Below are 21981 nucleotides of genomic sequence, written 5' to 3' on the forward strand. Positions count from 1 at the left end.
GTGATACCAATAAACGTGAGGTCGCCGCGTGATGATCAGAAAAACCCTCGATACCGACATTCCCGCCGTCATGGCTATCTATGACGCAGCCCGCGCCTTTATGCGCGCACATGGCAACGCCACGCAGTGGCCCGAGGGCACGCCTTCTGCCGAGCAGCTGGCTGCCGATATCGCCGCCGATGGCAGCTATGTGTGCGAAGTCGACGGCCGCGTGGTGGCGACGTTTGCCTTTTTGCCGGGCCCGGACGAGTGCTATGACGTCATTGAGGATGGTCAATGGCGCAGCGACGCTCCGTACGCCGTGCTGCATCGCGTGGCGTCCGATGGCACCGTGCACGGTATCGCGGCTGCGATGTTTGCCTTTGCCAAGGAGCGTGCCGATCACCTGCGCATCGACACGCATCAGGACAACCTGCCCATGCAGGGAGCCATCGCCAAGGCCGGGTTTAAGCGCGCCGGTATCGTATATGTGTCGGACGGTACGCCGCGCGTCGCGTTTGATTGGCTGCGCGAGGCGTAAGAGCGACGCCTCATATCAATAATTCGCGCGAACGAAAATGGTCCCACCCGGGGCCATTTTTGGTAAAACGCGTTGTTGTGGGGCTCGCGTTGTTATCGCCCCAGATGAGCCCGGGCAGACAAAAAGGGGAGGTGCCGGCTTTCGCAAGGCGCGAACCTACGAAAATCGCCGCGCGGCAACGCGGGGCGATGAGCTCGGTCGGGGGATAGGGCCCGCTTCGCCCGCCGGCCCGTACATTGTATCATCCAGTGTGGAGCGTGAACGCCCGTTGCCGCGTGCGATGGGCTTGTAATAAGAGGAGAGCCATGTCGAAGCAAGCGGTCGTTGGAATCTTGGCGCATGTCGATGCCGGCAAGACCACGTTGGCCGAGGCCATGCTGTTCAACGCGGGTCGCATTCGCAAGCGCGGCCGCGTGGACGATGGCGATTCGCATCTGGACACTAACGAGATCGAGCGCGAGCGCGGCATCACGATTTTCTCGTCGCAGGCCGTGCTCGACCATGGCGATACCCACGTCATGCTCGTGGATGCGCCGGGGCATGTCGATTTTTCGGCCGAGGCGGAGCGCACGTTGCGCGCGCTCGACTACGCGATTTTGGTTGTGGGCGCCAACGACGGCGTGCAAGGGCACACCGAAACCCTGTGGCGCCTGCTTGCACGCTATGGCATCCCGACGTTCATCTTCATCAACAAAATCGATTTGGAGAATCCCGGCCGCGATGTTTTGCTGGCACAACTTGGGCAGCGTCTTTCCGAAGGATGCCTGGATGCCAACGAACTGTTGGCGGGCGGCACCGTTCAGGAGGACGCTGCTGCGTTGGACGAGGCGGCGCTCGAGGAGTTTCTTGAAGCGGGTGAGCTTTCCGTCGCAACGCTGTCACGCATGGTTGCCGAGCGCAAGCTCTTTCCCTGTTTTGCCGGCTCGGCGCTCAAGGACCAAGGCGTGGACGAGCTGCTGGATGGCATATGCGCGCTGATGCGTGAGCAGGCATGGCTTCCGGAGTTTGCCGCGCGCGTCTATCGTGTCAGCCGCGGGGATCGCGGCGAGCGCTTGGCTTGGGTTAAAGTGACCGGCGGCACGCTGCACGCAAAACAGATGATTGGCGGACGTTCCGGTGCCGAGGCATGGGAGCAAAAGATCGACCAGGTGCGCATCTATAACGGCGAGAAATACGAGCTTGCCCAGGAAGTTGCCGCTGGCGGCATCTGCGCCGTGACGGGTCTTGCGCACGTTCGCCCGGGTGATGCCCTGGGCGCGGAGCCTGCGGGCGATGCGCCTGTCATTGCGCCGGTCCTTACCTATACGGTGCTTCCGGGCGAACACGATGTCCACGCGGTGTTCAAAGCGCTGACTGAGTTGGCGGACGAAGATCCCATGCTCGGCGTAAGCTGGAACACTCATCTTGAGCAGATTCATTTGCAGTTGATGGGCGCCGTGCAACTTGAGGTCGTGCAGCAGGTGTTGGCCGATCGCTTTGGCCTTTCGATTGCGTTTGAGCCCGGCGGTATTCTCTATAAGGAGACTATTTCGCAGCCGGTCGAGGGCGTGGGCCACTTTGAGCCGCTGCGCCACTATGCCGAGGTGCATCTGCGCCTGGAGCCGTTGCCAGCGGGTTCGGGCGTGCAGTTTGGCACCGTGGCCTCGACCGACGAGCTCGATCTTAACTGGCAGCGTTTGGCACTCACCAACGCCATGGAGCGCGATCACCTGGGCGTGCTGACCGGCTCGCCCATCACCGATGTGCGTATTACGCTCACGGGCGGCCGTGCGCATGCCAAACACACCGAGGGCGGCGACTTTCGCCAGGCCACGTACCGCGCGATTCGCCAGGGTTTGATGCAGGCGCGTGAGGTCGGCGCGGCGGTGCTGTTGGAGCCGTGGTACCGCTTTGAGCTCGAGGTGCCGGGGGAGTGCGTGGGTCGGGCGCTCTCGGATGCTACGCGCATGGGTGCCGAGTACGAGCCGCCGACGATGGCGGGAGACCGGGCGAAGCTTGTGGGTCGCGTGCCGGCATCCGAGGTGCAGGACTATGCCCTGGAGGTAGCTGCCTACACGAGCGGTCGCGGGCATCTGTACCTGGAGTTCGCCGGCTATGCGGCTTGCCATGATGCTGAGCGCGTCATCGAGGCGGCCGCCTATGAGCCCGAGGCCGATCTGCCCAACGCGCCCGATTCGGTCTTTTGCTCTCACGGTGCCGGTTACACGGTCAAATGGTACGACGTACCCGCCGCGGCGCACGTAAAGGTCGATTCCTCTACCTTCCGCCCCTGGCGAGCAGCAGACGCCGAGTTTTTCGGCCACATGTGACAAAGTGACAGTTCCTTTGTCACATGCTATTGGTATAACTTGGTATAAGTTGGTATAACTATTGCCAGGGTTTGCCAATCCGAGGAGGCCGACATGAATCCAAATCCCTTTAAGCCAACGGCAGGCAAGCGGCCTCCGATGCTCATTGGTCGCGAGTCGGTCATCGAAGATTTCGAGGAAGGGCTCGATAACGGCGCCGGAGCGCCGGGTAGGCTCATGCTCATTACGGGAAACCGCGGCTGTGGCAAGACGGTTCTCCTACGGGAGCTGCAACGTCTAGCCAATGAGCGCGGATGGGCGGTTGTCTCCGATTCCGCTTCGCTTGGCTTATGCGATCGCTTAGCCGACGCGCTTCGCTCGAATAAACCCGTTGTGACGTCAATGGAGCTCGGTCCGTCGTTTGGCCGGATGTCGGTCGAGGCGGCGCGAGCAAAGGGCGAGACGTTGCGAGGGCTGGTCAACGAGCGCCTCAAGAGGCTCGGTCCAGGCAAGGGCATACTGTTTGCGATTGACGAGGCGCAATCGGCGTCTATCGAGGAACTGGCGGCTCTTGCCGTTCTCTATCAGCAGGTGCTTGGAGATCAGGATGCCACGGGCTTGTCAGATAGCGACCAGCGCGGTCTTGCGCTGGTGTTCGCCGGCTTACCCAGTATGGTTGATGACTTGCTCGAAGAGCCGAGCGTGACGTTTTTGCGCCGCGCCCAGCAGCGTACGCTGGGGGCGATATCTTTGCCCAAGGTGCGCGATTCATATATCCAGACGGTCAAAGACGCTGGTCTTTACGTTGACGCGGAGACGGCGGACCTTGCGGCACGCAAGAGCATGGGGCATCCCTATATGGTTCAGCTGGTGGGATATTACATGTGGCGGTCTGCTGTCCGGCGTGGCTCGCAGGTCATCGAAAGGCGCGATGTCGAGGATGGCCATGCGGATGCCGTCTCCGAGTTCTACGAAGCGGTTGACGCGCCCCTGTATTACGGGCTGCGCAGTCCACAGCGCCTTTATATCGAGGCCATGGCGGTTGACGAGGGCAAACCGACGCGCATGGCGGATATCATTGAGCGCTGTGATCGTACCCAGAGCTGGGCGAGTAAATATCGCGCAAGCCTGATTCGCGAGCGCGTCATCGAGGCTGCCGGATACGGCCTCGTCCGGTTTACCGTGCCCATGCTGGGCGCGTACGTTCGCGATCGAGTTTTATGGCATGAGTAGGGTGATAAAGGTGACGGAACAGAAGATGAGCCCGCAGGCTATCGAGGTGCGTGGCGCGCGCGTTCATAACCTTAAAGACATCGATATCGATATTCCGCTGGGAAAGCTTGTGGGCATTGCCGGCGTGTCGGGTTCGGGCAAGAGTTCGCTGGCGCTGGGGGTTCTTTATGCCGAGGGCTCGCGCCGTTACCTGGAGGCGCTCAGCACCTATACCCGCCGTCGCCTGACGCAGGCCGAGCACGCTCAGGTGGATGAGGTATTGCACGTGCCGGCGGCTCTCGCATTGCATCAGCGCCCCAGCGTGCCGGGCGTGCGTTCCACCTTTGGCACCATGACCGAGCTCAACAATAGCCTGCGTCTACTCTTTAGCCGCTGCGCCCATCACGTGTGCCCGCATTGCGGGGCGCGTGTGGAGCCGAGCCTTAACGTGGCTGCGGGCCTGTCGCTCACGTGCCCCGCATGCGGCCGCGAGTTCTACGCGCCGGGTGCCGAGGATTTGGCTTTCAATAGCGGTGGTGCATGTCCCACCTGCGGCGGCACCGGCGTTATGCATGAGGTGGACGAGGCGAGCTTGGTGCCCGACGAGTCAAAGACTATCAACGAGGGCGCGGTGCTTCCTTGGGGCACGCTCATGTGGGATCTGATGAAGCAGGTGGCCGGCGAGATGGGCGTGCGCACCGACGTGCCGTTTAACCAGCTCACGCCTCAAGAGCGCGACATCGTGTTTCATGGTCCGGCGGTTAAGAAGCACATCCTCTACGTGCCCAAAAACGGCGAGGGCGCTACGCCACTCGACTTTACCTATTACAACGCCGTCTATACCGTCGAGAATGCGCTCGCCAAGGTCAAGGACGATAAGGGCTTAAAACGCGTTGCGCGCTTTTTGCGCGAGGGCCCATGCCGCGATTGCGGCGGCACGCGTCTCTCCGAGGCTGCGCGGCAGCCCCAGGTGCGCGGTATCAATCTGGCACAGGCGGCGGCCATGACTTTGGGCGAGGCGATTGAGTGGGTGCGTGGGGTGCCCGCATCCTTGCCGCCCGAGATGCAGCCCATGGCAGCGGATATCTGCGATTCATTTTTGAGCACGGCCCGTCGTCTGGTCGACCTGGGTCTCGATTACCTTTCACTCGATCGCGCCGGTGCCACGCTCTCCACGGGCGAGCGTCAGCGCGTGCAGCTCGCTCGCGTGGTGCGCAACCGATCGACGGGCGTGCTCTATGTGCTGGACGAGCCTTCGATCGGCTTGCATCCTGCCAATGTCGACGGCTTGGTGGGCGTGATGCGTGATCTGGTGGATGACGGCAACACCGTGGTTGTTGTCGACCACGACACGCGCGTGCTGGCGGAAGCCGACTATCTGGTCGAGATGGGCCCCGTTGCCGGAGCAGGCGGCGGCAATGTGATCGCCGCTGGTACGGTGGACGAGGTCGAGCAATCGCAGGGCAGTCGCATCGCGCCGTTTTTGCGCGCCGAGCCTAAGCGCTTGCGTCCGCAGGTGACTGACGAGGAAATGTTCGACCAGGGCCACATCCGCATGGCAACCGATGCCATCCATACCGTCAAGCCGCTCGAAGTCGATATCCCGCGCGGCCGTCTTGTCGCGGTGACGGGCGTTTCGGGCTCGGGCAAGACGACGTTGGTGCTCGAGACGCTCATTCCGGCGCTTAAGGCCCGGGCAGCTAGCGAGCGCCTGCCAAGACATGTGCGTTGGGTCGATGCCGAAGGCATTGCTCGCGCAAACCTGATCGACGCCACGCCCATCGGCGCCAACGTGCGCTCGACGGTCGCAACCTATGCCGACATCCATGATGAGCTGCGCCGCGCCTTCGCCCGTACGCCCGAAGCCAAGGCAGCCGGCTACAAGGCAGGTGCCTTTAGCTACAACACTGGCACTCTGCGCTGCCCTACGTGCGATGGCACGGGCTCGATATCGCTCGACGTGCAGTTTCTGCCCGACGTCGAGATCGTCTGCCCGGCGTGTCGCGGTTCGCGTTATGCAGACACGGCTTCGCATATCCATCGCGAGGGCAAGGACGGGAGCCTGCTTACGTTGCCGCAGCTCATGGACATGAGTGTGGATGAGGCGCTCGACGCCACGGTGGGACTCAAGAAGGTTCAGGCGCGCTTGCAGACCTTACACGACCTGGGCTTGGGCTATCTCACCTTGGGTGAGCCCACACCGGCGCTTTCGGGCGGTGAGGCACAGCGCCTTAAGCTCGCGAGCGAGATGGGCCGCGTGCAGGACGACGCCGTATTCGTATTCGACGAGCCCACGATCGGACTACATCCGCTCGATGTCCAGGTGCTGTTGAACGTGTTTGACGGCCTCGTTGCCAAGGGCGCCACAGTTATCGTGATCGAGCATGACCTCGACCTTATCCGTAACGCCGATTACGTGATTGACATGGGCCCAGGCGGTGGCGACGCCGGCGGGCAAATCGTCTGCGCCGGCACGCCGGGGGACATCGCGGCCTGCTCCAAGAGCATTACCGGACGTTATCTATAACCGAATGCGACAAAGGGACAGTCCCTTTGTCGCATTGATACCTATTTCACGCATTGAGCTGCGAGATAGTCGCGGAAGAATGGCAATTCAAATGCGACGAGCCCTCGTCCTCGCTCCCCGATGATGCCGGCGTCTATCATGCGGCGTCGGTAGCGGGAGACCTGCTGCGGCGAACGCTTAAGGCGCTCGACAAGGTCAGCGGTGGTGGACTCTTCCTCGTCATCGAGCATGGCGATGAGGAATCGCTTGTCCTCTGCCGTGAGTTCCCGATAGGTTGCCGCGAGGATTCGGTCGTCCATCTCGTCGCGCGCGATTTTGATTCCCAGGTCAAAGTCGCGTGACGAGATTTCCTTCGAATCGCTTGTGAGGTCCCAGGCACGGTAGCCTACGAGTTGCAATAGGAAGGGAAAACCAGAGATCGAGCGAACGGCTCGATCGATTCCCTCAGCATCTGCCAGGCGATCGTTTTCCTGGATTGTGCGAATCAAGGCCTCGCGCACGTCATAGTCGGCAATGCGGCCCAGATGATATTGTTGGGCGCGGCGAAGGAACGAGACCGTCTTGTGGTTCAGTAGCGTCGATACGTTGTTGGGAAGTCCCGCCATGAGCAGAGCGACGCGTTTCCCATCGGTCACAAAGTGCTGATACGTCGCTGCGAGCTGAATCATCTCGTTGAGTGTCGGGTCCACCTCGTCAACCGTGACGAGCAGACCGGTGCCCGCCTCGTTGAGCTGGTCGATGATGTCGCTCATGCGATAACGCCAGGTTGAGGCATCGTGAACGCGACTGACCTCGATGCTGCCGAGCGGTGCAATTCCGAGACCGGTGACTTCGAAGTGGTTGGACGGGTCGATAAGATGGCCGGCAGCACGTTTCGCCCCGAGCTCGATTTCCTCAAGCATTCCCGGGAGCGCGGTCGTCTTTACGGCAATCCAGCCGTGGGATTCCGCCCTTGTCGCGAGCGACGACATGAGAGCGGTTTTACCGGTTCCACGCGCGCCTGAGAAGATCGAGGTTAATTCTGGGCGCCTGCGCTGGCTCAAGAAGGCACGGTCCAAATCCCGAATAATCTGTTGTCTGCCAGCGAGATGGGCAGGAACTTCGCCAAAGCTAGGGGTAAACGGGTTTTCGAGGTATTCCACAATGCCCTCCTTTAGCGTCTCGGGTTAATTTCATTTTATTCTAGTTAATCTCAATTAAAAACGATTAATTTCATTTCAAAGCATAAGGTTGGCGTCGTGCGTTATCGAAGCGGTGCTTGAATAGCTTACGTTGGAGCTCGAAAATGGGTTCAACCCATTCGCGAAATTTGCACGCCCTATTGTGAGTGGGCTCTCAGATGAGCTGAAGCTGCCATCGTGCGGCTGATAGGGGCAATCATGAAAAACAGAATCTATGGGTATGCTCGAGTTTCGTCAGCAGATCAGAACCTGGATCGCCAACTGGATGCGCTGGAGCGGTTTCCGGTCCAAACGAATTTGATCTATGCTGACAAAGCGAGCGGAAAGGACTTCAGGCGTCCTCAGTACCGGCGTCTTCTTCGTCGTCTGCGCGAAGGGGACGTTCTGGTGATTAAGAGTATCGATCGATTGGGTCGCGACTACCGTGAAGTTATCGATGAATGGCGTCGCCTAACGACGGACAAACGCGTTGCCATCGTGGTACTCGATATGCCATTGCTTGATACACGCGAACAGCCCAATGGGATTACGGGGACTTTTATTGCCGACCTAGTGCTTCAAGTTTTGAGCTACGTGGCTCAGGTGGAGCGCGAAAACATAAAGCAAAGACAAGCTGAAGGTATTGCTTCGGCGCGATCACGCGGCATTCGATTTGGACGCCCAATGATCGAGCGTCCAGAAAACTATCGCTCAGTTGTCCAATCATTTAAAGGAGGTGGGGTGACAAGGCGGGATGCTGCCGCACTATTGGGCGTTAGTCCGTCGACGTTTGATCGTTGGAGACGGGCGGATTCAACTATTGTTGACCGCCCGCCGTTTAATCGTTCGCTTTAACTAGACAATTTGATGAGGGTAGTATTCTTACGCGGGCCCGCTCCTTCCCTCAGCATTTATCCAGTTCACGCCCTTAAACCAAATAGTGCCACCGCGTTGTCAATTCGTCTGCTTTTTGACGAGGGGCTATGAGTTGCAACGTCAATCGAAGGGAAATAGTCATGAAACGAAATATTACTAAAAAGATGCCCATGATGGGTTTGCTTGTTCTACTCATCTGTTCTCTGGGGTTCATTTCGGCCTGTTCACAGAATGCTGCAAACACTGCAAAGTCTAAATATGTCGACGACAAGGCGATGAATATTATTGCTGCCGGGTTTGAGAGAAGGTCCGATGTCATTGAATCTAATGCAAACGATGATGATCCTCATTCAACCGAGAATATCCAGGAAGCTATTGAGGCCGAAATCAAGAACGACAAGGAACTCAAGAACGCTAGGTTTAAGGATTCTAAGATGCAACAGGACGTAATCACGTATCTGAATTTGCTTGATGACCAGCTTAAGGTGACCGAGGACTACTCGCAATCGTCTGCGGATTATTACGAAGAGTGGAATAAAGTCTACGATAAGCGATCTGCGCAGCTCAAGAAGCTTGTTGATAATTACGGGCTGGAAGTAGGGGAAAAATATAAGGATGATTTCAACGACTTAATTAAGAATGGAAAGTCCGTAGCAGAGAAGACCCGCTATGAGGATGCCATCAACAGTTTGATTCAGGGAGCAAATTTCGAAAAATCGGATGACGGTTACGGTCTGTATACGTATACGGCGGTAGTTGAGAACACTTCTGGTATATCGTTCTCTAACGTCAGCCTGACACTTGCTCTCTATGATGCAGATGACATCAAAGCAGAGGAGACCTATGCGGACACTTCTTCGTGGGCGCCGGGTGAGAAAGTCAAGTTCGAGGCAATGTCCGATGTTGACGCTGCGCGCGTTGTCGCATCTGTTTCCAGCTACGATGTAAATAAATAAGTTCTGCACGGAAGGGGCGGGTTAATCGGCAATGAATGGTTGACCTGCCCGTTTTATGCCAATTATTGAACAACAAGTGCTGCGAACGAATGTGTATTATTTCGGATTGCAAACAACTGCCCTCGTCTAAAGACATGCTGAAAACGACAATTAAGGCATGAGGTATAACCCACGGCAGTTTCTTAAATAACAGGGATTTTGAAAGGAATAGGGGATGGATGAGATGGAGGAAGGCATGGGGGCGCTGAAAGCGAAACTCGGGAGAATTCTGACGAAACCCAAGGTATTCATCGCGGGCTTGGCGCTTGGCGGGCTGATTGTAGCTGTACTTTTTATTAGCATCTTTAATAACGGCAAAGCTGCGGGTGCAAAAGAAGCGACCCCCAATACGCTCTCCCCGTCGGTCGTGTTTGAACGTATCGCTTCCCAGAATGAGATGGTTTCTGCATCGCAGAACTATACGATTGTCGATAAGGTGACAGATACCAAGAGGTTTTTCGATTGGTTTGATATCCCGTTTACAGAAAACAGTTTTTGGTATCGCTATGTTGGAACCATTAAGGCGGGCGTGAATCTCGAGACGGCAGAGATACATACAAGCAAGAAGAAGCTGACCATTACGATGGATGAGCCTTATGTAATCTCAAACACGCCGGATATGAAGAAATCGGGCGCTCTCGAGGAGCGCAACAACATCCTCAATCCCATTGAGGTCAAAGACGTCACGGCGTTTGAAGCGCAGTGCAAGGAGCGGAGTGAAAGCGAGGCCATCAAGGATGGCGACCTGCTCGAAGAGGCTCGGGTGAACGCCGAAGCAAATATCCGCGCGATGTTCAACTCGGCATTTGGCGATGAATATACGGTTGATTTCGACTATCGGAAATAGGAGGTCACTATGGAGGATAAAGACGATCTAGCTGTTGTCGAAAGGGAGGAGCTGCCGCGACATAAGCAGAGTTTTGATATCCGTAAGGCCGCTGCCGGGTTGGTTGATGGCGCCGGAAGCGCGATGGCGGGCGCGGTTGCAACCGTACAGAAAGTTGCCGATGGTGCAATGCGTGCTGCAACTCCGATGGTCGATGACGCCTTGGCAGCTATTGCTGATGCGGCCGATGGTGCGGCAGGTGCTGCTGCGGATATCGGTGACGCCGTCAACGATTGGGCATACCAGCAGCAGCTTAATAGATACAGGCCGGTAACCAAGGAGACCTATCAGAGTCCTTCATTTTATTTGCCGAATATGATTCGAATTGTTGACGGAAATGAGCGTCGGGGTATCGATGCCTGTAGGGATGCTATTGGTTGGCTGGATACCGTTAAGGGTACGCAGATTTTCAATCTTTACCGCGAGGCAATCGGGGATAGCGAATTGTCTTTCTATCCTAAACCATCTCTTTATTCCACATATTACATAGATGCTTTTGATCGGTCTCGCTTTGTTGACCTTGACTCTTATTTCGCAACCATGCAACAAGACAAGATGGCCGAGTTGAGGCGGATTGCGTTCATGCTTGGCGCGAAGCGCTGCAAACTGGAGGTGACGGAGTACGAGGAAACTCGGCGAGGCCACCAGGTTAAGGGAAATGCCAAGGCGGGAAAGAAGGGCTCGGTTCGAATCGACGGTTCCTTGAGCGATTCAACGAGAAATGAGAAGAAAATTCTGTTTACACAGGAATTCGAGGGTGACATGGTTCCACAGCGCCCTGAGCTCCATTGGTATGCCCATGACTCAGATATTCTCTTGCTAATTGAGACGAGATGTGGTGGAGAGGATAAAAACAAGGCGAAGAGTTATCGGGTCGAATTGAAAAGTGAAACGACCATGACCATGTCTGTATCACTTGCTATGGCTATCGACGAGGCATGCAGCAAACTGAACATAAGGGCGAATTCGAGCCTGACAAGCCAAGCCAAGCGAGAACTCCGGCAGTCGTTTGTATTTGAAGTTGAATTCTGACGTGAATTGCCAGCAGCCAAATGCGGCAAAGGGACTGTTCCTTTGCCGCATTTGATGTCAAAACCATTTTGTCAAGGACTAGAGAGTTTGAAAGTCTACCATTTCTACCTCGTCCCCTAATGGCAGGTTTTTACATGCCGGCAAAGTTCGTCTGGCGCAGGGCCTCGTAGAGGACGATGGCGGCGCTGTTGGAGAGGTTGAGTGCGCTGATGCGGTAGTCGTCGGGATTGACGAAGTTGCCGCAGATATCCTGCCGAAGGATGGCCTCGTGGTCGTCCTCGGTATGCCCGAGCGATTCCTCGTGGGCTTCCCAGGCCTCGGCGTTGTCGAGTGAGTCGCAATCGCGCAGCATGGGGATGCGCTCGCAGCGCTCGGGCGCCGCGGCGAGCAGCTCCTCGGGAATACCCGAGCTCTCGCTGCCAAAGACCAGGTAGTCGCCATCGCGGTAGGTACTCTGCGCATAGGTTCGGCGCGCCTTTTTGGTCAGCAGATGCAGGCGCTCGTCGGCGGGGGAGAGACCGTTACGCGCAAGGAAATCCTCCCAGCCGGCATAGGTCGTCACGTCCAAGTTTTGCCAGTAGCCCAGACCGGCGCGACGTACCGTCTTGTCATCGAGCGAAAAGCCCAATGGCTCCACCAGATGCAGATGGGCGCCGGTGACCACGCAGGTACGGCCGATATTGCCCGTATTGGCCGGAATCTCGGGTGCATACAGCACGATATTGAACATGAATCTCCTTGGCTCAGAACGAAAAACCACCACGAAGGGTACCTTCGTGGTGGTTAGGCAGTTACGTGGGCGGAAAAATGCCCGCTTGGATAAACCTAGGCGCGGTGCCAGTCGGTCAGGCAGGCATCGAGGGAGGCGATGAGCGCATCCTTGTCCATGTGACGGCCGATGATGCACAGGCTCGTCATGCGGTCGCCCGTCTCGTCGTCCCAAATCTGCATGATCTCGGGGTTCTCGTCGATGATCTTCTGCTTCTCGCCCTCGGGCGCTGAGTCGACAAACAGGCCGTTCTCCATCAGGCGCATCTGGTGGCCGGCCTGCTCAAACATGTAGCACATGTCCGGGTCGCCGGTCTGCCACAGCGGACCCTTGACGCGGATGACCTCGTCGGGCCACTCCTGCTCAACAAAATCGGTGAACTTCTTCAGGTCAAACGGCTTACGGCGCGAGTAAACAAAGGTCTCGATGTCGTACTCGAGCACCTCGGGGTCGTCGTGCTCCTCGGGATGCTCCATGGCATCGATCCAGGCGGCGGAGTTGTAGGCGCGCATAAAGTCGAAGCGGTCGGTATCGAGCAGCTCCTCCATGGGAACCTCGCCGTTTTGAGCCTCGACGATCACGGCGTCCTTCTGCAGACTGCGCACGATAGCCTTGAGCTCGGCGATCTGCTCAGAGCTCACGGTATCGGTTTTGTTGAGGATCAGCGTGGAGCAGAACTCGATCTGCTGGATGAGCAGGCTCTCGATGTCGTCCTCGTCGATATCCTCGGCCAGCAGGTCGCGACCGCCGTTGAACTCGTCGTACATGCGGGCGCAGTCGACCACGGCCACGATGTTGTCGAGCGCGAGCTTGGGCTCGCCGCCCACCTTGGCCTCGTCGCAGAAGCTCGAGATGGTGTAGGCGATGGGGATGGGCTCGCAAATGCCCGAGGCCTCGATGATGATGTAATCGAAGTTGCCCGAATCGGCGATGCCCTGCAGCTGGTTGGCCAGGTCATCCGAAAGCGTGCAGCAGATGCAGCCGTTGGTGAGCGGGATGAGGTCGTCGGTCTCGGAAAGGCCGCCGTCGGCGATGAGGCTGGCGTCCACATTGATCTCGCCGATATCGTTGACGATTACGGCGGCGCGGATACCGCCATCGTTAGCGAGGATGTGGTTGAGCAGCGTGGTCTTGCCGGCACCGAGGTATCCGGTAAGCATGATGATTTTCACGGGTTTGTTGGGCATGTGCCCTCCTTTGTTAGACATGGCTTACAGTTGAATCATATGCCAAACGCCTGCTCTTATACCCACGCGCTGGCAAATAACACAGGCTACTCCCAGGCTCCCCATACATCGGGGCAATAGCCGACGGTGGCCTTTTTGCCGTTACGCACGATGGGCTCGGCTAGAACCTGCTGGTTCTCGAGCAACTTGTCGAAGCGCTGGCTGGGGGTGAGGTGCTGGATGAGCGCGAGCGTCTCCTCGTCCTTGGCCTTGGGGTTGAGCAGCTTGTCGATACCGCCGACCGCCTGCATCACGCTCGTGAGCTCGCCCTTGCTCATCTCCTTTTCCTTAAGGTCAATAAACTGCACCTTAATGCGGCGCTCTTTGAAGAAGCGCTGTGCTTTCTTGGTATCGAAAGACTTTTTGGTGCCAAAAATTTGCACGTTCATGTATTTGTTCCGCCGTTCTACCTGATGAAGTTGGTGCGCTCGCGATCGGCTTCGGGGGCTTCGATACCGGCGGCCTGTCCTGCCTCGATACAATGCAGGAGCCAGGCCATGTTCTTGCCGATGTTGCGCATGGTGGCAAGGCCCTCGGCATCCCCATCGGCGTCGCCGGGCACGCGGCCAAACACGTTGTTCCAGTAGGTGGAAGCAACCACGGGCATTTGGTTGATGGTGAAGTACTTGTTGAGCACGTCGAAGGTCGTCGACGTACCGCCGCGACGGGCGACGGCGACGGCAGCGCCCGGCTTGTGTGCAAAGGCTTTGCCTCCGGCATAGAATACGCGATCGAGGGCCGAAAGGATGCGCCCGCTGGGGTGCGCATAGTAGACGGGTGAGCCAAAGATAAAGCCATCTGCCTGCTCGGCGGCAGCGATGAGCTCGTTCACCACGTCGTCGTCAAAGGTGCAGCGACCGCCAAGTTTGCCACACTGGCCGCAACCGATGCAATCGCGAATGGGCTTGGCGCCCAGCTGAAACGCCTCGGTATCAATGCCTTCGGCAATGAGCTGCTCGGCGACTTCGGCGAGTGCGCGGGCGGTGTTGCCGTTTGCCTTGGGGCTGCCATTGACCAAAAGAACCTTCATCACAAACTCCCTCTGCTGTCGGTGACTTCTGCAGAGGATTATCGCACGATGGGGGAGGCGGTGTGGGCGCGGTGCTAATCCAGTTTGGTACCTGGCACCTGCACGGCTTTCCCGAGCAACGCTTTGAGCTCGTTCAAAATCGAAACGGGCTGACGGTCGACGCCGTCCAGATGGAGCGTGGCCACGCGAATGAGCGGCTGATATTCAAATGGGCCAAAGAGCACGGGCGAACCCAGGAACCGCTCGATTTCCTCTGCAATCGCATCGGTTTCTTCGGGATCAAAGTCGTCGAAAAGAGCCACGAACATCGGCCCCGTCGAGCGGAACATACGACCCTTACCGCGCGAGCATTCCACCAGACAGGCGGCACATTCTGCCAAAACGCGGTCGCCCGCATCAAAGCCAAAGCGGGCATTGACCTGAGCGATATCGTCGATTTTGATGGCGATCAAACCAGCCTTGCGCGCCACGCGACGCATTTCGCCAATGGCGTTGACCAGGGCGTGAATATCGCCCAAGCCGGTCACGGAATCGGTCGTATCTGCCAAGCTTCGGTTGATGATAATGCCCACATACATGCCGGGCTCGGTATCGGTGCCGTCCAAGCGGTAGCCCGTGCAGTCGCAAAGCACGTATTTTCCGGTGGCATCCATTACGCGATACTGCATGTAGTGGAAGTGCCACGTGCCGTTTATCACCATGTCGAGCTCGACACGTACGTTGTCGCGGTCCTCGGGATGAACGCGGGCGAGCCACATGTCGAGTGAGTTAAAAGGGTGCTGGGAGGGCAGGTCAAAATCGCGCACGGCGTTAACCGACCATTGCGATTCTCCCGTATCGAGATTGAGGATAAACGGATAGCGCGTCTCGGAGCTCATGGAGATCGCTTGGAACACCCGGTCGTTGCAGGGAAGCTGATCGACGATTGGGCGTTGCGGCGCGTCATCGTCTTTCGGTTGCTGCACACGATGCATAAGCTTATAGCGATACATCTTGCGATCGGCATCCATTGTCATCTGGCGACGCGTGTCGCCAGCAAGTGGATCGACGCGCGAGCAGCCAAAGCTAAAGCTGCCGATCATGGGCGCCTTGCCACCTGAGCTCGCCTCGATCAGCCTGGTACGTACCTGCTCCAAGCGCTGCTCGAGTTCAATCTCGTTTGCGGAGAGCGAGATGAGCACAAACTCGTCTCCACCGATACGGAACAGCATCTCATCGTGCTCCATGGTTTCGGAGAGCGTGCGGCAGATGCTCAGAATATAGCGATTGCCTTCGGCGTGGCCAAACCTATCATTGCAATGCTTGAGATGGTCGATGTCAATATAGGCGCAGGTGAAGGGGTCGCCTTTGCGCCAGAGTTGCTCGACGTGACGGTCGAATCCGTTGCGGTTGCCCAAGTTGGTGAGCGGATCGATATAGGCGTTGCGCTCAAGCAGCTGGCGCTCTTGTTGCAGGATGGCATGCGTCTTTTGCAGTTGCTCGCCAACGGCGCGTAGTTCAGCAGGCAGCGCGGCAACATCGAGTTCGGCGGTCGAGATGCCATTCGCAAGTCGCTGAAGATAGGCAATAATCGATTGCTCGCCCATGCGATACGACTCGTTCATGATGGATAACCTCCTTGGGCGGAACAACGGTTTGTATCATATCCCCAATTCGGCTTGAATTGGGGATATGAGTTAGCCAATGGGGACAAATGCCCCCTTCGGCGGTGGCGTTTTGCGCACGAGCGTATCAGTTGTTATTGCCACCATCGAGCAATGCCTCAAAATCCTTTGCCGGCATGGGGCGGTAGTAGAGGAAGCCCTGAGCGTGGCAGGCTCCCATTTGTCGTAGCATGTTCGCCTGCTCATTTGTCTCGACGCCTTCGACCACGACCGGCAGATGGAGCGACTGCGCCATTTCGAGCATCGATGAAATGATCTGCGTGCTGCGGCCTTGATCGCCGTCGACGGGCGCAATCTGCCAAATGTGCTTGTCGAGCGTCACCATAAAGCCGCTTTCCTCGAGTGCGGGGATATGGGTGCACATGCTGTGGACGGCTATTATTCGACAGGCGGTAGCGCGACGATGCGATGTTCGATGAAAATGCGACTGAGACGATATATGTTGACGGGTATACTTGTCCCGGTTTAAAACGCAGGAACGGAGATGGTCGCATGGCACAGCCGGATACGACGCACACGGTGGGGCTTGCGCTCGAGGGAGGCGGCTACCGCGGTATGTATACGGCGGGCGTGCTCGACGTTTGGATGGAGCACGGTTTGACCTGCGACCATATGGTGGGTGTCTCGGCGGGCGCGGCGTTTGGCTACAACTTTAAATCGCGCCAGATCGGCCGCGCCATTCGCTACAACAAGGCCTATTGTGCCGATAAGCGCTATGCGGGTGTGACCAGCTGGTTGCGAACCGGTGACATGTTCAATGCCGATTTTGCCTATCACGAGGTGCCCATCGAGCGCGATCCCATCGACCTGGAGACATATCGCGCCTGCCCTATGCGGTTTACGTGCGTGTGTACCGATATCGAGACGGGCAAGGCCGTCTACCACGACCTGCCCTATGGCGACGAGCGCGATATCGAGTGGATCCGGGCGTCGTCGGCGATTCCCGTGGCGACGCGTCCCGTTGCTATTGGCGGGCATAAGTATCTGGATGGTGGCGTGGCTGATTCCATTCCCAGCGCTTGGTTGTTTGCGCAGGGGTATGACCGCAATATCGTGGTACTCACGCAGCCGGCGGGCTTTGTGAAGCAACCCAACAGCGTGATGCCCATGCTGCGGCGCGTGTTTCGTCACTACCCGGAGTTTGTTGCAGCGCTCGATCATCGGCATGAGGTCTACAATGCCACGCTCGATGACTTGGCGCGTCGTGAGGCTGCCGGCGAGGTCTTTGTGGTGCGGCCGAGCGAATCGGTGAAGGTGCCGTCGCTGTGCCGCGAGCCGGATGAGCTCGAGCGTATCTACCAGGTCGGCCGCCACGATGCGGAGGCGACCTTGCCGGCGCTGGAAGCGTATCTGGCAGAGTAGAGCAAACTGCCGTGGACTCGGCGGAAAGCGCATCCCGGAATCGGCGCTAAAAATGGGATGAGGTTTCCGCGAGAGGCCCGTAGCGGAAAGCGCGCCCCGGAATCGGCATCCAAAACGGGATGCAGTTTCCCCGACGGCGGATTTTGGAAACGGCGTCCCAGAATTTGCGCCTGGAATGGGATGGGGTTTCCCAACGGAGCCGCATGCGGAAATCGCATCCCGGAATGGAGATCCAAGCTGGGATGCGTTTTCCATTGCTGAAGATACGAGGCTGCGAATCGACTGCTCGGCCTATGCCTATGCCTGCTGCCAGGTGTCGACGAGCTCCTTGGCGGCGGCGTAGGGATCGTCGGCACTGCAGACGGCGCTCACCACAAAGAAGCCATCGACACCGGTTGCCTTAAGCTGCGGCAAGTCGGCCGTCTTGACGCCGCCGCCCACCACGATGGGCACGGGGCTTGCCGCGTGGAGTGCGGCCAGGTCCTCAAAGCTCTTGGTGATGATAGAGCCGTCGGCCGCGCGTCCGCAGTCGCGCTTGGTCTCGGTCTCGTGGAGTGGGCCGATGCCCAGGTAGTCGACTAGGCTCATGTCGGCGGTCTTGACGTACTCGAGCATCTCCTCGCAACGGGCCGAAAGGCCCACGATGGCGTCGGGGCCCAGCAGCTTGCGACAGACCTCGACGGGGATGTCGCTCTGACCCACGTGCACGCCGTCGACAGCAATACCCTGCTCGCGCGCGGCAAGCACACAGTCCAGACGGTCGTCGATCAGCAGGGCGACCTGACCGGTCTTGCCGGCCTGTGCGATTGCCTGTGCGGCGTCGCCGGTCAGCGCAATGATCTCGCGGGCGCTTGCCACCTTGGAGCGCACTTGAATGCAAGTAAAGCCGGCGTCGAGTGCCTGGGCCACCACATCGCCCACGGGGCGTCCGAGCGTATTTTCGGGGCCGAGCACCAGATAGGCCGAGATATCAAGGTTGTCGCGGATGCTCATCGTGCTTCCTCCTGCTTTTTGATCTGCGCTTCCATGCGCTCGAGCTTGCCGGTCATGGTGTCGGTAAATCCGGGCCGAATATCGGCTTTGAGCACGACTTCGGTGCGGATGCCCTTGCTCGCCAACACAAAGGTTGCGTCGCGCACGACCTGCATGACCTCGTCCCAGTCGCCCTCGATCTCGGTGAACATCGAGGTGGTGCGGTTGGGGAGGCCGCTCTCGCGAATGACGCGCACGACCTCGGCGACCTCGGCGGACAGCTCATCGCCGGTGCCGCACGGGGCGATGGCCACAGCGATGAGCGTGTTCATGCCGGCATTGGTTGCGGGCTCGGACATGGCCTATGCCTCCTCGAGGTCGAGCTGGTTGCTGGCGATGTCCTGGGCGGTTGCGCGGTAGAGCTCGTCGATAAAGGCGACCTTAAAGCTTGCCGGGGCATCGGCGACGGCGGCGGCACGCGTGCCGGCAACGTTGTAGACGGCGGTACCGCAGACGGCGGCCGTAAACGGGTCGGCGGCGCAGGCGTACACGGCGAGCACGCCGCCCTGCGAGCAGCCGCAGCCGGTGATCTTGGACATGAGCGGGCTGCCGCCGTGGGACTTGGCCACGGTCATGCCGTCGGTGATCAGGTCGACTTCGCCCGAGACCACAACGGCGCCGCCGGTGTAGCGGGCGAGCGCCACGGCGGCATCGCGGGCGGCGTCGACCGTGTCGGTGGTATCGACACCGCGTACGCGGCTCAAATCGGCCGCCTCGCCCTCAAGACCCCACAGGCCGGCGAGCGCGATGATCTCGGAGGCGTTGCCGCGCACGATGGCGGGCTTGTACTGCTTGAGCTCGTTTACCAACTGGGTGCGCAGGCTACCGATGCCCAGGCCCACCGGATCGAGCACCCAGGGCTTGCCGGCGTCATGTGCCGCCTTGGCCGCGCGGGGAATCGTCTGCTCGTAGATGGGGAAGAGCGTGCCCATATTGAGATAGATGGCGCCGCCGCCGGCAACGAGCGCCTCGCCCTCGTCGGGCAGATAGACCATGGCGGCCGATCCGCCCACGGCGAGCTGTGCGTTGGCGACAAAGTCGATCGTCACCGTGTTGGTGATGGAGCCGGCCATCGGATTGGTGGCGTGAATCTCCTCCACGGCCTTGACCATATGTTGTTTAAGCTGTTCCGAATCAATCACTGCACATGCCTCCTTGGCATAGAAAAGGGGCGCTGTGCATAGACAGCGCCCCTGTAAAGGCGGCATGCTCCCTACGCCAGCATTAACTGACAGGTTCAAAGGATTGGGCCCCATGCCCTCTCAGCCTTGTGGTTTGCACCGCCGGCACTCCCGCATCGAATCTGTTGTTCCCTATACTAGCGCACCTGCCAAAAAGGGACAGGTTTATTTTGGCAGGTGGCAACAGGGGTGCTGTATTTTCCCAGATAAAACCTGCCAAAATAAACCTGTCCCTTATTGGTAGGTCGTTACAATGGTTACGGTGAAAATGACGGGGGGCTCTATGATCAAACTTGTGCTGACCGATATGGACGATACGCTGATTCCGGCTGGACATGACGGTGTCAGCGACTACGCCATTGAGGGTATTCATGCCATGCAGGCGGCGGGTCTGCACTTTGGTCCGGTTTCGGGTCGTCAGCCGTCCGCGATGGGCTGGATGTTCAAAAATCGTTCCGAGTGCTTTTCGACTGGCGCGTTCTGTAACGGCCAGGTGATGTTTGTCGACGGCGAAGTAGTCGCCTCGCGCGCAATCGACAACGATGCCCTGATGCGTTTGGCTGACTATCTGGAGCAAGAGACCGACGATACATTTCTAAAAGTCTATAGCCTGGGCGATGACTTTTGGGGCAACGATGCCTACTGCGTGACGAGCGATCCCGAGCGTGTGTGTCGCGCTATGGAGTCGGGCGGCAATGCGTGGCTCAAAGGCGAAGAGGCTCCGTGCCGTCCCGTCGTCGATGATGCGACGGTGTTTAAGGCGAATATCTGGAGTGCCCGTTCGCGTGAGGAGCTCGCGGAGTTACGCGAGCGCGTTGCCGCTGAGGTGCCGGAAATCTCGCTTGTGTTTCCCAACAACCGCGTGCGCCTGTTTGACATCCTTCCGGCTGGTTGGGACAAGGGCTGCGCTGCGCTGGAGCTGGCGCGCGCTATGGGCATGACGCCCGACGAGGTGGCCGTATTTGGCGATTCCGATAACGATTTGCCCATGATCGATGCCGTTCCCAACTCCGTTGCAGTCGCTAATGCCAACGAGGTCGTCACGGCGGCGGCGCGCTGGCATATCGGCGCTGCGGCAGATGATGCGGTCGCCGGGGCTCTGCATCAGATTGCCGCCTGCGCCGCGACGGGGGAGATGCCGTCGTTTATGCGCCAGGTGGACGCGGCGGGTCTTGGCGCCACGAACGTCTAGGGAGAACGTCATGAAGCTTCAGCAGCTCAGGTATGTTGTTAAGGTTGCCGAATGCGGCAGCATCACCGAGGCCTCGCGCCGGCTCTTTGTGTCGCAGCCTTCGATTACCGCGTCGATCCGCGATCTCGAAAACGAGATGGGTGTGCACATCTTTGAGCGCACCAACAAGGGCGTCATTGTGTCCGAGGAAGGCGAGACCTTCTTGGGCTACGCGCGTCAGGTACTCGACCAGGCCGACCTACTCGAGGGCAAGTACAAGGGCGCATCCGAGCAGGTGCCGCACTTTAGTGTGAGCTGCCAGCATTATTCCTTTGCCGTTAACGCGTTTGTCGATGTAATCCGCGAGTTCGATGCCGCGCGTTACGACTTTACCCTGCGCGAGGAGCAGACCCACGAGATTATCGAGGATGTCGCGCATATGAAAAGCGAACTGGGCATCCTGTACTTATCCGAGCATAACCGCGAGGTCATCGAGCGCATGCTGGCGGCCAACGAGCTCGTGTTCGAAGGACTCTTCTGCGCCGCGCCGCATGTCTTCGTGTGCGCCGACCATCCGCTGGCGGGCCGCTCCAGCGTGACGCTCGAGGACTTGGAAGACTACCCGTTCCTGTCCTATGAGCAGGGCAGCTATAACTCGTTTTATTATTCCGAGGAGCTGACCTCGACCTTTGAGCGTCGCAAGAATATCCGCGTGCGTGACCGTGCGACGCTGTTCAACCTAGCTATGGGCCTTAACGGTTACACGGTGTGTTCGGGCGTGATCAGCCATGAACTTAACGGCCCCGGTATTATCTCGATTCCGCTCGATGTGGACGAGTATATGGAGATTGGCATTATCACGCGCAAAAATACGACGCTCACGCGCTATGGGCAGGCCTATATCGACGCGATTCGTCAGCATATTTAGCTCACTTCGAGATATCCATGTGAGGCTGAGTCCCGCTGTTGCTCGGTATAGAAAAAACTAATAACAAACCTATATAAACATATATTTTACGATGACCACATGAGCGCCCATACTCTGTCTCG

21 protein-coding genes and 1 riboswitch are annotated in these 21981 nt (G+C 58.3%); of the genes, 11 read left to right on the forward strand and 10 right to left on the reverse strand.

Annotated elements, in window-relative coordinates; translation table 11 throughout:
• The first annotated feature begins 31 nt into the window (after positions 1-31).
• The 4 genes from GXM19_RS10505 to GXM19_RS10520 all read left to right on the forward strand — a co-directional run bounded on the left by GXM19_RS10505 (position 32) and on the right by GXM19_RS10520 (position 6547).
• Positions 32-520 (forward strand): GNAT family N-acetyltransferase, encoded by a 489-nt coding sequence (locus GXM19_RS10505; protein ID WP_006234538.1) that lies wholly within the window; start codon positions 32-34, stop codon positions 518-520.
• Positions 521-825: 305 nt separating this feature from the next.
• Positions 826-2829, forward strand: coding sequence for an elongation factor G (locus GXM19_RS10510; RefSeq protein ID WP_006234536.1), 2004 nt, complete (start codon positions 826-828; stop codon positions 2827-2829).
• A gap of 93 nt (positions 2830-2922) precedes the next feature.
• Complete coding sequence (locus GXM19_RS10515) at positions 2923-4041, forward strand: AAA family ATPase (RefSeq protein ID WP_040358685.1); 1119 nt, start codon at positions 2923-2925, stop codon at positions 4039-4041.
• Positions 4034-6547 carry an excinuclease ABC subunit UvrA gene (locus tag GXM19_RS10520; RefSeq protein ID WP_006234533.1) on the forward strand — a complete coding sequence of 838 codons (2514 nt, stop codon included), beginning with the start codon at positions 4034-4036 and terminating at the stop codon, positions 6545-6547. The genes GXM19_RS10515 and GXM19_RS10520 overlap by 8 nt, the downstream gene beginning before the upstream one ends.
• A gap of 41 nt (positions 6548-6588) precedes the next feature.
• Here GXM19_RS10520 and GXM19_RS10525 read toward each other — a convergent pair whose 3' ends face one another.
• Complete coding sequence (locus GXM19_RS10525) at positions 6589-7518, reverse strand: ATP-binding protein (protein WP_006234531.1); 930 nt, start codon at positions 7516-7518, stop codon at positions 6589-6591.
• Positions 7519-7926: 408 nt separating this feature from the next.
• Here GXM19_RS10525 and GXM19_RS10530 point away from each other — a divergent pair, with 408 nt between their 5' ends.
• The 4 genes from GXM19_RS10530 (at position 7927) to GXM19_RS10545 (ending at position 11496) form a co-directional block, all read left to right on the forward strand.
• Positions 7927-8562: a recombinase family protein gene (locus GXM19_RS10530; RefSeq protein ID WP_082222901.1), complete on the forward strand. Its 636-nt coding sequence runs from the start codon at positions 7927-7929 to the stop codon at positions 8560-8562.
• Between the two features lie 161 nt (positions 8563-8723).
• A complete protein-coding gene (locus GXM19_RS10535; RefSeq protein ID WP_006234529.1) occupies positions 8724-9539 on the forward strand; it encodes an FxLYD domain-containing protein in 816 nt (271 codons plus the stop codon).
• Between the two features lie 214 nt (positions 9540-9753).
• Positions 9754-10425 carry a DUF4230 domain-containing protein gene (locus GXM19_RS10540; RefSeq protein ID WP_006234527.1) on the forward strand — a complete coding sequence of 224 codons (672 nt, stop codon included), beginning with the start codon at positions 9754-9756 and terminating at the stop codon, positions 10423-10425.
• 9 nt (positions 10426-10434) lie between these two features.
• Entirely contained in the window at positions 10435-11496 is a 1062-nt protein-coding gene (locus tag GXM19_RS10545; protein ID WP_006234526.1) for a hypothetical protein, read from the forward strand.
• Positions 11497-11626: 130 nt separating this feature from the next.
• Here the strand turns inward: GXM19_RS10545 and GXM19_RS10550 are convergent, their stop codons facing one another.
• From GXM19_RS10550 to GXM19_RS10575, 6 genes are all read right to left on the reverse strand, one after another.
• Entirely contained in the window at positions 11627-12226 is a 600-nt protein-coding gene (locus GXM19_RS10550) for a tRNA (cytidine(34)-2'-O)-methyltransferase (protein ID WP_006234525.1), read from the reverse strand.
• Positions 12227-12321: 95 nt separating this feature from the next.
• Positions 12322-13452: a GTP-binding protein gene (locus tag GXM19_RS10555; RefSeq protein ID WP_006234524.1), complete on the reverse strand. Its 1131-nt coding sequence runs from the start codon at positions 13450-13452 to the stop codon at positions 12322-12324.
• A gap of 86 nt (positions 13453-13538) precedes the next feature.
• A complete protein-coding gene (locus GXM19_RS10560) occupies positions 13539-13880 on the reverse strand; it encodes an arsenate reductase family protein (protein ID WP_006234522.1) in 342 nt (113 codons plus the stop codon).
• Positions 13881-13897: 17 nt separating this feature from the next.
• The gene (locus tag GXM19_RS10565) at positions 13898-14521 is read right to left on the reverse strand and encodes a flavodoxin family protein (protein ID WP_006234521.1); all 624 of its coding nucleotides are present in this window, start codon (positions 14519-14521) and stop codon (positions 13898-13900) included.
• Positions 14522-14595: 74 nt separating this feature from the next.
• Positions 14596-16125: a diguanylate cyclase domain-containing protein gene (locus tag GXM19_RS10570; protein WP_006234520.1), complete on the reverse strand. Its 1530-nt coding sequence runs from the start codon at positions 16123-16125 to the stop codon at positions 14596-14598.
• Positions 16126-16252: 127 nt separating this feature from the next.
• Positions 16253-16549: an EAL domain-containing protein gene (locus GXM19_RS10575; protein ID WP_006234519.1), complete on the reverse strand. Its 297-nt coding sequence runs from the start codon at positions 16547-16549 to the stop codon at positions 16253-16255.
• A 128-nt stretch (positions 16550-16677) separates the two neighbouring features.
• Here GXM19_RS10575 and GXM19_RS10580 point away from each other — a divergent pair, with 128 nt between their 5' ends.
• Positions 16678-17547, forward strand: a complete 870-nt coding sequence (locus tag GXM19_RS10580; protein WP_006234518.1) for a patatin-like phospholipase family protein — start codon at positions 16678-16680, stop codon at positions 17545-17547.
• Positions 17548-17844: 297 nt separating this feature from the next.
• Here the strand turns inward: GXM19_RS10580 and GXM19_RS10585 are convergent, their stop codons facing one another.
• The 3 genes from GXM19_RS10585 to thiM are packed head-to-tail and all read right to left on the reverse strand — an operon-like array spanning position 17845 to position 19721.
• A complete protein-coding gene (locus tag GXM19_RS10585; RefSeq protein ID WP_006234517.1) occupies positions 17845-18540 on the reverse strand; it encodes a thiamine phosphate synthase in 696 nt (231 codons plus the stop codon).
• On the reverse strand, positions 18537-18878 hold the full coding sequence (locus tag GXM19_RS10590; protein ID WP_006234516.1) for a thiamine-binding protein: 342 nt from the start codon (positions 18876-18878) through the stop codon (positions 18537-18539). The genes GXM19_RS10585 and GXM19_RS10590 overlap by 4 nt, the downstream gene beginning before the upstream one ends.
• A 3-nt stretch (positions 18879-18881) precedes the next feature.
• Positions 18882-19721, reverse strand: a complete 840-nt coding sequence (thiM, locus tag GXM19_RS10595; protein ID WP_040358676.1) for a hydroxyethylthiazole kinase — start codon at positions 19719-19721, stop codon at positions 18882-18884.
• A gap of 51 nt (positions 19722-19772) precedes the next feature.
• Positions 19773-19883, reverse strand: a riboswitch (TPP riboswitch).
• Positions 19884-20043: 160 nt separating this feature from the next.
• On the opposite strand from thiM, the gene GXM19_RS10600 reads away from it, so the two are divergent.
• Positions 20044-20952: an HAD-IIB family hydrolase gene (locus GXM19_RS10600; RefSeq protein ID WP_040358674.1), complete on the forward strand. Its 909-nt coding sequence runs from the start codon at positions 20044-20046 to the stop codon at positions 20950-20952.
• A 10-nt stretch (positions 20953-20962) separates the two neighbouring features.
• A complete protein-coding gene (locus GXM19_RS10605) occupies positions 20963-21859 on the forward strand; it encodes a LysR family transcriptional regulator (protein ID WP_006234513.1) in 897 nt (298 codons plus the stop codon).
• Positions 21860-21981: the final 122 nt, after the last annotated feature.

This window comes from Collinsella aerofaciens ATCC 25986 (assembly GCF_010509075.1).
Lineage (GTDB): Bacteria > Actinomycetota > Coriobacteriia > Coriobacteriales > Coriobacteriaceae > Collinsella > Collinsella aerofaciens.